Raw genomic sequence first — 12,834 nt, forward strand, 5'->3', positions numbered from 1 at the left:
CGTGGCATGATGAACGATCAGCACTCGCATTCGACTCCATCCAACCGCCGCCCGCGGGGTATCTACCTGCTGCCCAACCTGTTTACCACGGCGGCCCTGTTCGCCGGCTTCTATGCGATCGTCTCCGCCACCACGGACCGCTTCGAGGCCGCTGCCATCGCCATCTTCGTGGCCATGCTGATGGACGGCGTCGACGGCCGGGTGGCGCGTCTGACCAACACCCAGAGTGACTTCGGCGTCCAGTACGACAGCCTCTCGGACATGGTCAGCTTCGGCTTGGCGCCGGCGCTGGTGATGTACGAGTGGTCGCTGCACGGCATGCTGGAACATGGCTGGGTCTGGGCCAAGCTCGGCTGGCTGGGGGCCTTCATCTACACCGCCGCGGCCGCACTGCGGCTGGCGCGTTTCAACTCCCAGGTGGAAGTGGCGGACAAGCGCTATTTCCAGGGCCTGCCCAGCCCCTCGGCGGCCGCCCTGGTGGCCGGCATGGTCTGGCTGGGAGCGGATGCCGGCATCGAGGGCGCCGACATCTGGCCCCTGGCCCTGCTGATCACCGCCGCAGCCGGGCTGCTCATGGTCAGCAATCTGCGTTATTACAGCTTCAAGGAAGTCGACTTCAAGAACCGGGTTCCGTTCGTGGTGCTGCTGATCGTGGTACTGCTGTTCGTGTTCGTCTCCATCGATCCGCCCACCTTCCTGTTTACGGGCTTCATGCTCTATGTGCTGTCCGGGCCGGTGATTACCATCTGGCGACTGCGCCAGCGCCGGCGGACCCGCAAGGGGACCTCCTGAGCGGCTCACTCCCCTGGCGCTGCCTCCAGGGCCTCGTCGTTTTCCACCACGTGAAACAGGGCCGCGATCACCTGGCGGTCGTAGCTGCTGCCGGCGCCTTTCAATAACTGGTCCAGCGCGGCTTCCGGTGTCAGCCGTTCGCGCCAGGCGCGGGGACTGACCAGGGCGACAAAGGCGTTGGCCACGGCCAGGATGCGGGCGCTGAGGCGGATCTGCTCCCCCTGCAACCCGTTGGGATAGCCTGAGCCGTCCAGGTGCTCCTGTTTCTGGGCGATGATCTCCAGCACCGGGCCGTCGAATTCCAGGTTCGACAGGATATCCAGTGAATACTGCACGTGCTGCCTGAGCTGTGCCTGTTCCGCCTCGCTCAGGGGGCCGGTCTTGGTCAGGATTTCCCTGGGCAGGAAGATCTTGCCCACGTTGGCGAGATTCGCTGCCATGTCCAGGGCCCGCCGCTCCTCCTCGGGCAGTTGCATCGCCCGGGCGACGGCAGCTGTCACCGCCGCGGTGCGGGCGGAGTGATCGGCGGAGTGGGGATCGTGGGTGTCCACCGCGCGCATCAACGCCTGGATGGTCTGCTGCAGTGTCTGTGCCCGCTGTTGCTGGGCCCGGTGCAGGGCAGTGACGTCATGCAGGACCACCAGCGTGGTGCGTTCCAGTCCGGCCCGCTCCGGCAACTCCAGCACCCGGCATTCGAATCGGCGCTGGTGCCCGGCGATCTGCAGGTCCAGCAGGCGGCTGGCCGGGTTGTCGGTGCGTGACTGCAGAAATCCACTCAGGGCCCCGGCCATGTCGGTACCCAGCACGCTGGCCAGGCTTTTGCCCGGGATGTCCTCGACCGAAATCGCCATGGTATTGGCCAGCGGCCGGTTGGCGAACAGGAATTTCAGTTCCGGATCGAGCAGGAACAGGAAATCGGTGACATTGTCGGTCACCGCATGCAGCAGCCGGCCCTGTTCCTCCAGCTCCCGCCGCCGTGCGGCCAGCTCGGCGGCCATGCGCTGGGCGCGCAGGCTGGTGCCGTGCCGCCAGGCCGCCACCAGGGCGGCGCTGACCAGGAACAGGGTCAGCAGAAATACGCTCAGCAGGAAGCGGCGATGTTCGCGTGACTCGCTCAGGGCGGTGTCGGCGTCGACCTTGTGCAGCATGACCCAGGGCGCGTGCTCCAGGGCGCGGCTGGTCATGAGTACCTCCTCGCCGCGATAGTCCGGCACCCGGCGGAATTCGCCGGGCGCGTGCAGCGCCTCGGTCGCGGCGAGCTGCTGGATCTGCAGGGTCAGGCGGCGCTGGGTGGGCGGGGTGTCGTCACGCAGGGGCGAGAGATAGACGGCCAGGCCGTCCTGCTCGGCGACCAGCAGGGTCTCGCCCTGCGCCTGCGGTTCCCGTGACGCCAGCAGGGGGAAGAGTTCGGCTTCGGCGTCGCGCACGCCATATAGCACGCCGACCGGGTGTGGCTGGCGGGCCGCTTCCATGCCCTGGACGGCGAACACCGGCACGGCGAAGCCGACCAGGGCATGCCGGTCCGCCCCCAGGAAGATGTCCTGCAGCCGGCGTTCACCGCTGGCAAGCACCGCCTCGATCTGTTCCCGGGTCCGGTCATCGGCGGCGGGCATGTGCGGGGTGCTCACCAGTGTCTGTCCGCTGCGATCGTACAGCGCCAGGCCGGCGTGCCCGCTGCGCGGCAGGTTGGCGGGGATGTTGCCCCCCGGGGATTTGCCCTGGAAGCCGCTGCGCTGGGCCGCGGCCAGGATCAGATTGCGCAGATAACCCAGCGTGGCCTGCCGTGCCTCGGTCTCGCCCTCGGCCGTGCCGACCTGGGTCAGATACATCTGCAGCGAGGCGTTGCCGGCCAGTTCCTCCAGATCGGCGAAACGCTCACCCAGCCAGCCGTCGACGGTCTCGGCGCGGGTTTCGGCCACCACGCCCAGGCGCAGCTGCCACTGGCGCAGATCCCGCTGCTGCTCGAGCGCGAGATACTGGAAGATCAGCACCAGACCGATGGCTATGATCAGGGTCAGGACGCCCAGCCCCAGCCAGAGCGGGTGTTTCAATGCCTTGAACAAGTGTTCGTCCCCATGTCAGCCGGCGGGCGAGTACAGCCACCAGCCGGTTTCGTTGATGGAGTAGACCGGCACGTAGTGCACGATGCTGCGATGGTCCACCACCTGGTCGATCTGATTGTCGAGAATGAGAATGCGCTCGTCCTGATACACCGCCAGTACGGCATGGGGGACACGCAGATTGGTGTCCTGCAGGATCACCAGGCGCATCCGTTCCACCGGCCAGCCCAGCCATTTGAGCGAGAACAGTTTGGTCAGGGCGTAGTCCTCGCAGTCGCCGTGATTGGCCAGAAACTCGCGCGCGATCGCCCAGTAGTCCTCCACCCCGTAGTTGTCGATGTCGAGTACATAGTCCTTGCGGTTGGCATAGCGGTTGACGGCGCTGATCTGTTCGGCGCGCGGCAGGTCGCGCAGCGATGCCAGGAATTCCCGCCATTCATGCAGGTGACAGGCGTTGAACGCGGGACTGCCGCAATCCTCCGTCTCGGGCCGGTCCTGCAGCAGATGCCGCTCCATCACACTGACCCACTGTCCGAACTGGCTGACGTCCGCCTGCGGCACTTCCCGGTAGCCGAACAGCCCCGTGCCGGATGCTGCAGCCGGCAGGCACAACAGCAGCAGAAGACTCGGAAGGATATGGCGCGGCATGGGATATCTGTCTGTAATTGCTGGGCAAAACAAGATACAAGCCTATCAGTTCAACAGCATGTACGCCAATGCCATCCGGCGGCCCGGATTGTATGGGCGGGCATTTTTCCAGTAACATCGGCGGACTTTTGCGCAGCCGTCCGGCTGCGGCTCCAGCGGAACAAGCATTGGGGAGGCGATATGGGGATGCGCGGCTGCACCGCTGTGCGGGCAGGATTACTGCTGCTGGCAGGCCAGCTGGGTTTCATGCCGCCGGGGGCGGCGCAGGAGACGGATGTCGAGGCCCTGTTCCAGGAAGGTATGCAGGCACTGGAGGACGAGCGACTGCAGAGTGCGCGTGAGGCCTTTCAGACCATCCTCAGTATCGAGCCCACGCTGCATCGTGCCCGCCTGGAACTGGCCGTGGCCTACTACCGCATGCTCGATTACCAGCAGGCGGAGGAACTGGCCCGCCAGGTACTGGAGGATCCGGCGACGCCGCCCCAGGTGCGCGTGACCATTACTGCCTTCCTGGCCCAGGTTGCGGCCGACCGCGCCCGCTTCAATCGACGCCATACCTGGCGCGCCTCGCTCGCCTTCGGCGCAATGCACGACTCCAATGTCAATGTGGGCCCGTCTTCGGAGCTCCTGGCGGACAACATCCGCCTGCTGCCCGGGGCGACCGAACGCAGCAATAATGCCCTGTTCCTGCAGCCCGGTCTCAGCCACACCTACAATCCCGGTGTACGTCTCGACCTGGGCGAGCAGGTGGCCAGCCTGCTGTGGCAATCGCAACTGTCCCTGTACCACCGTGAGTATCACGACGAGGACGATTTCAACCTGGGCGTGACCACCTTCAGTACCGGGCCGGCGCTGGTGGTGCTGCAGCGGTGGCGGGCCGGACTCAACCTGACTCTGGATCACATCCGTCTGGGCGGCGATGACCTCGCCCTGTTCAGCACCCTCCAGCCTTACGTGACCTGGCAGTTCGATGGCGGCGAGTTCACCCTGGACGCCGCCTGGAGCCACCGCCGTTATGAGCAGGCCATCGACGCGGACCGCGAAGGTGACTACGCCGCCTTCGGTGCGACCCTGGCGCGCTTCTTCCTCAACCGGCGCCTGTCGCTGCAGGCCGGCCTGCATTACCTGGATTTCGATGCCGATGCGCCGCGCTGGGCCTATGACGGCCCCGAGTTCATGCTGGCTGCCGCCTACCGGGCCTGGCCGCGGGGCCGGCTGTATGCCCGTGCGGTGCAGCGCAACCTCGATTATGACGGGACCTTCCCGCCTTTCGGCGAGGCCCGCGACGAACGCGAGCGGCGGCTGGTGCTCGGCTTCACCCACCGGTTCGCCCGCGGCTGGCTGGACGACTGGCGGATGACCGGCGAGTACAACCGGGTGCTTAACCGGTCCAACGTGGGGCTGTTCGAATACAGCCGCAGCCAGGTCAGCCTGACCTTCCGGCGGGACTTCGAATTGTGATCTAATGTCGAAAAAGTTTACGTATTGGCGAGCGCATTTCAGAGGTAGTGAAAATATAGATTTTTACTTATCTATAAAAAACAAATAGTTAAGTATAATCCGCCTCTGTGCGAATGTCGAAATATATTACATAGCCGCAGATGCTGGTCCGGTCGTTATTTCCAACTTATTGAAATCACTTATTATAATTTCGATGGCATGCCAGTTGCTGATGTTTGGCAGATAACACGCAGGACCGCAGCCCGCGGTCCCCGGAGGATATGTCCATGCGGCGGTACTTGAAGCTTGTCACCCTTTGTTCCGGCCTGTTGCCGGCCCTGACCGGAGCGGTTCAGGCCGCCGGATCCGGGCAGGAAGAGGATTCCGTGTATTCCTGGGGACGCTGGGAAGTGCTGGCCCCGGCGGCTGGCGGCATGCCGGCGCTCACGGCCGTGCAGGTCGAATCCGGCGTGGAATTGCGGCCCGGCGATGCCGCGACCCTGACGCCGCGATTCCAGGCAGTCGATCCGACCGGGGGCGGTGGAGGCAATGAGCCGCCGACGCAGATAGAGGAGCCAGTGGTGGTGCCGAATCCGCCGGGTTCGCCGCCGCCGGTGGGGGATCCGCGTACGAGTCCTCAGGGAGATGGCGAACCCGTTGTGGTGCCGAATCCTCCCGGCGCGCCGCCGCCATCCGGTGGGCCCAGGGGTTGAGGCGGCTTGCAGGCAGGAGACAGAAAGCACGCAACCGGGTATGGCGTCGTGACAATCCAGCGTTGCGTCCCGACGTTTCGATCTCAAAGGGGTACGTGAGGAGGGGTTCCATGAAGCAATTGCTGATAATTATATTTGCGCTGTGTTTTGGTCAGCAGGCCTTTGCGGCGAGCACGGTGGCCGGCATCGATTTTGTCGATATCGCTGATGTGCTGGACGCCTCTACAGGCAGCTTCAATTCCAACTCGGTGAGTGGTACGGGTTCGATCGTGGATGGAAACGCAGCTTCCTATATCTGGAGCAATGACGCCCCGGCCAGTGTTGACGTCTCCTTCGGTGGCGACATGTTCGATGTCAGTGAAGTCGATCTCACCGTGCTTTTCGTCGGCGACGGCGGTCATGCCGGTACCGTCACTCTGCTCGGGGGCAGTAGCGGGGGCAGTTCCGCCGGTTTCAGCATTGCCGATGGCGAGAACTATACCGGACATAATTCGGAGCAGGGCGAAACCCTCTACGGTATCTATGCGGCGACCATTGATCTGAGTGGTTTCAGCGGTACCTTCAGCGGAGTCAGGCTCGATATCAGTGGTGCCAGCGCCGTGCCTTCGTTGCTGGGGACCACGGCGCCGGTGCCGGTTCCCGCTGCTGTCTGGCTGTTCGGTTCCGGCCTGTTGGGGCTGGTCGGGGTTGCCCGCAGGCGCGCTACCGCCTGAATTCAACCCGCTGACGGGGGAGCAGGGGCTCCCTGCCGCGATCGCCCGGCCCGACTTGTCAGGCCGGAGCGCTTGGGATATATTCGAGGCTCACAGTCGAGAAAGCGTACCGATCCTTCGAGATGCACACAGCCGCCATCCACAATCTGAACGGCTTCAACCGGGCCCCCGCTGCGGACCTGGTTCTTGTGCTGCGTCTGCTGCTGCCGTCAGGCAGCTAATCTCACTTCCCACAGATCACTGAACACCCTCACCTGGCCCCCGCGGCGGGCAGAGTCCATAATGCTCTGCTATAGTGCGCGTTCGCCACGCGGGGGGGGCGATATACAGCATGATTCCCGGTGAACAGACATGAGCCAAGACAAGTTAATCATATTCGACACGACCTTGCGCGACGGCGAGCAGAGCCCCGGCGCGTCCATGACCAGGGAAGAGAAGATCCGCATCGCCAAGGCGCTGGAGAAGATGCGCGTGGACGTGATCGAGGCCGGCTTCCCCATCGCCAGCCCCGGCGACTTCGAGGCGGTCAGGGCCGTCGCCGAGTCGGTGAAGGACAGCACCGTATGCGGCCTGGCCCGCGCCCTGGACAAGGATATCGACCGTGCCGGCGAGGCCCTCAGGGGCGCCAACAGCGCGCGCATCCATACCTTCATCGCCACCTCGCCGATTCACATGAAGATGAAGCTGCGCATGGAGCCCGACCAGGTGGTCGAGCAGGCCGTGCGTGCGGTAAAGCGTGCGCGTCAGCACACCGACAATGTGGAATTCTCCCCCGAGGACGCCGGCCGTTCCGAGATCGATTTCCTCTGCCGGGTGATCGAGGCGGTGATCGATGCCGGCGCCGGCACCATCAACATCCCGGATACGGTCGGCTACAACGTCCCGGCCCAGTTCGGCGAGTTGATCCGTACCCTGATCGAGCGCGTCCCCAACGCCGACAAGGCGGTGTTCTCGGTGCACTGCCACAATGACCTCGGACTGGCCGTGGCCAACTCGCTGTCTGCGGTCATGAACGGTGCCCGCCAGGTCGAGTGCACCATCAACGGCCTCGGCGAGCGCGCCGGCAACGCCGCGCTGGAGGAGATTGTGATGGCGGTGCGCACCCGCCAGGACATCTTTCCCTGCAACGTGGACCTGGATACCACTCAGATCGTGCCCTGTTCGCGGCTGGTCTCCGGCATCACCGGCTTCGTGGTCCAGCCCAACAAGGCCATCGTCGGCGCCAACGCCTTCGCCCACGAGTCCGGCATCCATCAGGACGGCGTGCTCAAGAGCCGCGAAACCTACGAGATCATGCAGGCCCAGGACGTGGGCTGGTCGGCCAACCGCATCGTGCTGGGCAAGCACTCGGGCCGCAATGCCTTCCGCAGCCGCATGCACGAGCTGGGCATGGAGTTCGAATCCGAAGAGGCGCTCAACGAGGCCTTCGCCCGGTTCAAGGACCTGGCCGACAAGAAGCACGAAATCTATGACGAGGACCTGCAGGCCATCGTCACCGAGGCCAACCTGGAGGCGATCAACGAGCGTTACAAGCTGGTCGCCCTGCGGGTGTGCTCGGAAACGGGCGAGACGCCCCGGGCCGACATCGCCCTGTCCATCGACGGCAAGGAGTACAAGGCCAGCGAGACCGGCGGCGGTCCGGTGGACGCGGCCTTCCGTGCCATCGAGTCCATTGTGAACAGCGGCACCGAGCTGCAGCTGTATTCGGTGAACAATATCACCAGCGGCACCGATGCCCAGGGCGAGGTCACGGTGCGGCTGGAGCGGGCCGGGCGCATCGTCAACGGCCAGGGTGCCGACACCGATATCGTCATCGCCTCGGCCAAGGCCTATCTGAATGCGCTCAACAAGGTAATGGAGCCGGGCGAGCGCGAGCATCCGCAGCTGGGCGATGTCTGATGCCTGAACGGGCACGGCAGCTGGCCTACCTGCAGCGCATGGGCATCGAGGCCTGGGTGCGGCGGGTACCGCCGACAGCCGAAGCGCCGATGGAGCCGGCGCCGCCTGCCGGGGCCATGTCCTCGCCCGCACCGCAATCGGTGGCAGACGATGCTGTGGCGGCACTGGACTGGACGGCGTTGCGCGAGCGGGTGCTGGGCTGCACCGCCTGCCAGCTCCACGCCACACGCACCCAGGCGGTGTTCGGGGTGGGCAACCCGGACGCCGACTGGCTGATCGTGGGCGAGGCGCCCGGCGCCGAGGAGGACCGGCGCGGCGAGCCCTTCGTCGGCCGTGCCGGCCAGCTGCTCGATGCCATCCTCCGGGCCGCCGGCCAGGACCGCAGAAGTGCCTATATCGCCAATATCCTGAAATGCCGTCCGCCCAATAACCGTGACCCGGAGCCGGAGGAGATCGGCTGCTGCCAGGACTATCTGGCCCGCCAGATCGCGCTGATCCGGCCGCGCCTGATCCTGGCCGTGGGCCGCATCGCCGCCCAGCACCTGCTGGCCACGGACCAGCCCATCGGCCGGCTGCGCGGGCGGGTGCATCGCTGGGGCGAGGCCGGCATCCCGCTGGTGGTGACCTACCACCCGGCCTACCTGCTGCGCTCGCCCGGCGAGAAGCGCAAGGCCTGGGAGGATCTGCAACTGGCCATGCAGAGCGCCCGCCAGCCGGTGGAGGCGGCGGAGCAGTGAGCGCCGTCCCCTGTTTCGAGTCCGGGCGGATCCGGCCCATGACCTCGGACGACCTGATGGCGGTGATGGAGATCGAGCGGCGGTGCTATCCGCATCCCTGGACCGCCGGCATCATGCGCGACTGCCTGCGCGTGGGTTACAGCTGCTGGGTCTATGAGCGCGATCAGATCATCCAGGCCTATGCGATCCTGTCCGTGGCGGCGGGCGAGGCCCACCTGCTCAACCTGTGCGTGCGCCCCGAGGTCCGCAGTCAGGGGGTCGGCCGCCGCCTGCTGCAGCATGTGATCATCACCGCCGGTCGCCTGGGGGGCGATACCCTGTTCCTGGAGGTGCGCCCGTCCAACAAGCCGGCCCTGGCCCTGTACGAGAAGCTCGACTTCAGCGAGGTCGGGCTGCGCAGGGCCTACTATCCCGGCCACCAGGGGCGGGAGGACGCCATCGTGATGGCCCGCCCGCTGAACTGATCCTGCATCGGGTAGTACGGGTAGGATGGGTGGAGCAAAGCGTAACCCATCAGCGGGCATCCGCGATGGGTTGCGGCGCCCGCGCCTTCACGCATCCTACCCGTTCTCCTCTTGGGTGGCGTCGGCCGCACCGGTACAATAGATATCTTTCCGCACCAGCATCGAGAAGACCCCGAATCATATGTCGAATATCGCCCAGGAGGCGGCCCGCCGCCGTACCTTCGCCATCATCTCCCACCCTGACGCAGGCAAGACCACCCTGACCGAGAAGCTGCTGCTGTTCGGCGGCGCCATTCAGCTCGCCGGTACCGTCAAGGGGCGCAAGTCCACCCGCCACGCCACCTCCGACTGGATGGCGATGGAACAGCAGCGCGGCATCTCGGTGACCTCCTCGGTCATGCAGTTCCCCTACAAGGACCGTATCGTCAACCTGCTGGACACGCCGGGACACGAGGACTTCTCCGAGGACACCTACCGCACCCTGACCGCGGTCGATTCGGCCATGATGGTGATCGACGTGGCCAAGGGCGTGGAGGCGCGCACCATCAAGCTGATGGAGGTGTGCCGGCTGCGCACCACGCCCATCTTCACCTTCATCAACAAGCTTGACCGCGAGGGCCGCGAACCGATCGAACTGATGGACGAGGTGGAGGAGGTGCTGGGCATCCGCTGCGCCCCGGTGACCTGGCCCATCGGCATGGGCCGGCGCTTCAAGGGCGTGTATCACCTGCTCGAGGATACGGTGCACCTGTACCAGCCGGGCAAGGGCAGCACCCGCCAGGATGTGACCGAGATCCCCGGGCTGGACAATCCCGAACTGGATGCCGTGCTCGGGTCCCAGGCTGCGGAGTTGCGCGACGAGATCGAACTGGTCAAGGGCGCGAGCAATGAATTCGATGTCGCGGCCTACCTGCGAGGCGAGCTCACGCCGGTATTCTTCGGCTCGGCCATCAATAATTTCGGGGTGCAGGAACTGCTGGATTATTTCGTCGAGTACGCCCCTGCACCGCAGCCGCATGTGACTGATGCGCGGGTGGTGGAGCCGGAGGAGGAGAAGTTCAGCGGTTTCGTATTCAAGATCCAGGCGAACATGGATCCGCAGCACCGTGACCGCATCGCCTTCCTGCGCGTATGCTCGGGCCGCTATACCCGCAACATGAAGATGCGCCAGGTACGCATCGGCCGCGATGTGCAGGTGGCCAATGCCATGACCTTCATGGCCGCCGAGCGCGGCCAGGTGGAGGAGGCGTATCCGGGTGACATCATCGGACTGCACAATCACGGCACCATCCGCATCGGCGACACCTTCACCCAGGGCGAAGAGTTGAAATTCACCGGTATCCCCAACTTCGCCCCGGAACTGTTCCGCCGCGCCGTGCTCAGGGACCCGATGCGCATGAAGGCATTGCAGAAGGGGCTGGATCAGCTGTGCGAGGAGGGCGCGACCCAGTTGTTCCGCCCGCTGCGCAACAACGACCTGATCCTGGGGGCGGTCGGCGTGCTGCAATTTGAGGTGGTCGCCCAGCGCCTGCGCGACGAATACAAGGTGGAATGCGCCTTCGAGCCGATCTCGGTGGCAACCGCGCGCTGGGTCGCGTGCGAAGACGACAAGCTGATGCAGAAATTCCGCGACAAGGCCTACGAGAACCTGGCCCTGGATCAGAGCGATGAACTGGTCTATATCGCACCCACCCGGGTCAATCTGCAGATGGCCCAGGAGCGCTTCCCCGAGGTGGAGTTTCACGCCACCCGCGAGCACTGAGACAGCCCGTAGGTCGGGTTAGCCCGTCAGGGCGTAACCCGAAAGCCACTGCGGTCATGTGGGGTTACGCTCCGCTAACCCGACCTGCATGCACCTTGAACTGGCACAGATGAGCGCCGCTGGTGCGAAGCCGTGGCAGCGTCTGCCGGTGCGCTTATCCCAACCTCATGTTTTTGCTTGATACCCAAAGCTGGCACGAAACCTGAAAGAGGCTGACTGTCTGCAGGTGCAGTCACGCGCATGCAGCCATTGTCTCTCCTCTACTACTGACTTGAGGGATGCCATGCATCCCTCTTTTTTATTTCCGGTCCGGATCAGGGCAGATCCTCGAAGCGATAGCCCTTGGGTACCACTACAATGCCGCCGGGCGAGACGCTGAAGCGCCTGCGATCGGCTTCGGCGTCATAGCCGATGCGCTCCTGCGGCGGAATGCGCACATCCTTGTCGACGATGCAGTTGCGCAGCTGCGCCCCTTCACCGACGCGGACCCGGTCGAACAGGATGGCGCCCTGGATCTGGACCTCGTCGTCAATGAAGACGTGCGGGAACAGAATGGAGTGTTGCACGCTGCCGCCGGCAATGACTGCGCCGCCGGCGACGATGGAGTTGATGAAGATTCCCTCGTTGCCGGAACTGCCCGGAACGGTGCGTGCCGGCGGTGTCTGCGGCTGGTAGCTGCGAATGGTCCAGTCGTCCTGGTACAGGTTCAAGGCCGGCAGCGGCTTGAGCAGTTCCATGTTGGCCTCGTAGTAGGCGTCGATGGTGCCCACGTCGCGCCAGTAGCGGTCCGGCAGTACCCGCCCCGTTTCGCCGCCGAAGGGGTAGGCCTGCACCCGGTGCTCCGCCAGCAACCGCGGCAGGATGTCCTTGCCGAAATCGTGACTGGAATCCTCCCGTTGATGATCCTCCTGCAGTGTGCGCTGCAGCAGTTCCATGGAAAAGACATAGATGCCCATGGAGGCCAGGGCAAGATCCGGGTGCCCGGGGACGGCTGCGGGCTGTGCCGGCTTTTCCTGAAAATCCGTGATGCGCTGCCCCGCATCCACCCTGACCACGCCGAAACTGCCCGCCTCGGCCAGCGGCACCTGCATGCAGGCGATGCTGACATCGGCATTGGTTTCCCGGTGCCGGCGCAGCATGGCGGCATAGTCCATGCGGTAGATATGATCTCCGGACAGGATCAGGACCTGCTCGGCGCCGCTGCGTTCCAGCAGATACAGATTCTGGTAGATGGCATCGGCCGTGCCGGCGTACCAGCGTTCGCCGGTGCGCATCTGCGGCGGTACGGCCGTGACATATTCGCCCAGTTCGGGATTGAAGATGGACCAGCCGTCGCGCAGATGCTTGTTCAGCGAATGCGACTTGTACTGGGTCAGCACCAGGATGCGGCGCAGGCCCGAGTGCAGGCAGTTGCTGAGCGAGAAGTCGATGATCCGGTATTTGCCGCCGAAGGGGACGGCGGGCTTGGCCCGGTCCGAGGTCAGGGGCTGAAGGCGTGAACCGACGCCGCCGGCGAGGAGTATGGTCAGGGTCTGTTCCAGCATCTGGCAAGGTCCTGCATGTATGCGTGATTGAAGTGCACCGGGCTGTATCCGTGCCCGCGCAC

General features: G+C 64.8%; 11 protein-coding genes. 8 read left to right on the top strand and 3 right to left on the bottom strand.

All coding sequences use genetic code 11. The features are described 5' to 3' along the window. Nucleotides 1–6: 6 nt before the first annotated feature. Nucleotides 7–792, top strand: a complete 786-nt coding sequence (gene pssA, locus COW1_RS16220) for a phosphatidylcholine/phosphatidylserine synthase (protein ID WP_369801208.1) — start codon at nucleotides 7–9, stop codon at nucleotides 790–792. A gap of 5 nt (nucleotides 793–797) precedes the next feature. On the opposite strand, the gene COW1_RS16225 is transcribed toward pssA, so the two are convergent. Both COW1_RS16225 and COW1_RS16230 read right to left on the bottom strand, forming a co-directional pair. After that, the gene (locus tag COW1_RS16225) at nucleotides 798–2,855 is read right to left on the bottom strand and encodes an HD domain-containing phosphohydrolase (protein ID WP_201344798.1); all 2,058 of its coding nucleotides are present in this window, start codon (nucleotides 2,853–2,855) and stop codon (nucleotides 798–800) included. Nucleotides 2,856–2,870: 15 nt separating this feature from the next. Then, nucleotides 2,871–3,500 carry a transglutaminase-like cysteine peptidase gene (locus tag COW1_RS16230; protein ID WP_096367003.1) on the bottom strand — a complete coding sequence of 210 codons (630 nt, stop codon included), beginning with the start codon at nucleotides 3,498–3,500 and terminating at the stop codon, nucleotides 2,871–2,873. Between the two features lie 186 nt (nucleotides 3,501–3,686). On the opposite strand from COW1_RS16230, the gene COW1_RS16235 reads away from it, so the two are divergent. From COW1_RS16235 to COW1_RS16265, 7 genes are all read left to right on the top strand, one after another. Beyond that, the gene (locus COW1_RS16235) at nucleotides 3,687–4,961 is read left to right on the top strand and encodes a tetratricopeptide repeat protein (RefSeq protein ID WP_201344800.1); all 1,275 of its coding nucleotides are present in this window, start codon (nucleotides 3,687–3,689) and stop codon (nucleotides 4,959–4,961) included. A gap of 266 nt (nucleotides 4,962–5,227) precedes the next feature. Continuing rightward, nucleotides 5,228–5,653, top strand: coding sequence for a hypothetical protein (locus tag COW1_RS16240; RefSeq protein WP_157745680.1), 426 nt, complete (start codon nucleotides 5,228–5,230; stop codon nucleotides 5,651–5,653). A 110-nt stretch (nucleotides 5,654–5,763) separates the two neighbouring features. Further along, nucleotides 5,764–6,366 carry a VPLPA-CTERM sorting domain-containing protein gene (locus COW1_RS16245; protein WP_096367001.1) on the top strand — a complete coding sequence of 201 codons (603 nt, stop codon included), beginning with the start codon at nucleotides 5,764–5,766 and terminating at the stop codon, nucleotides 6,364–6,366. A 351-nt stretch (nucleotides 6,367–6,717) separates the two neighbouring features. Continuing rightward, nucleotides 6,718–8,265, top strand: a complete 1,548-nt coding sequence (locus COW1_RS16250) for a 2-isopropylmalate synthase (protein ID WP_201344802.1) — start codon at nucleotides 6,718–6,720, stop codon at nucleotides 8,263–8,265. After that, the gene (locus COW1_RS16255) at nucleotides 8,265–9,002 is read left to right on the top strand and encodes a uracil-DNA glycosylase family protein (RefSeq protein ID WP_201344804.1); all 738 of its coding nucleotides are present in this window, start codon (nucleotides 8,265–8,267) and stop codon (nucleotides 9,000–9,002) included. Before COW1_RS16250 ends, COW1_RS16255 begins: the two co-directional genes overlap by 1 nt. 38 nt (nucleotides 9,003–9,040) lie before the next feature. Further along, a complete protein-coding gene (rimI, locus tag COW1_RS16260) occupies nucleotides 9,041–9,466 on the top strand; it encodes a ribosomal protein S18-alanine N-acetyltransferase (protein ID WP_201344806.1) in 426 nt (141 codons plus the stop codon). A gap of 181 nt (nucleotides 9,467–9,647) precedes the next feature. Beyond that, nucleotides 9,648–11,228 carry a peptide chain release factor 3 gene (locus COW1_RS16265; RefSeq protein ID WP_096366998.1) on the top strand — a complete coding sequence of 527 codons (1,581 nt, stop codon included), beginning with the start codon at nucleotides 9,648–9,650 and terminating at the stop codon, nucleotides 11,226–11,228. Nucleotides 11,229–11,542: 314 nt separating this feature from the next. Here the strand turns inward: COW1_RS16265 and glgC are convergent, their stop codons facing one another. Continuing rightward, complete coding sequence (glgC, locus tag COW1_RS16270; protein WP_172844305.1) at nucleotides 11,543–12,772, bottom strand: glucose-1-phosphate adenylyltransferase; 1,230 nt, start codon at nucleotides 12,770–12,772, stop codon at nucleotides 11,543–11,545. Between the last annotated feature and the right edge of the window lie 62 nt (nucleotides 12,773–12,834).

This window comes from Thiohalobacter sp. COW1 (assembly GCF_016629505.1).
Lineage (GTDB): Bacteria > Pseudomonadota > Gammaproteobacteria > Thiohalobacterales > Thiohalobacteraceae > Thiohalobacter > Thiohalobacter thiocyanaticus_A.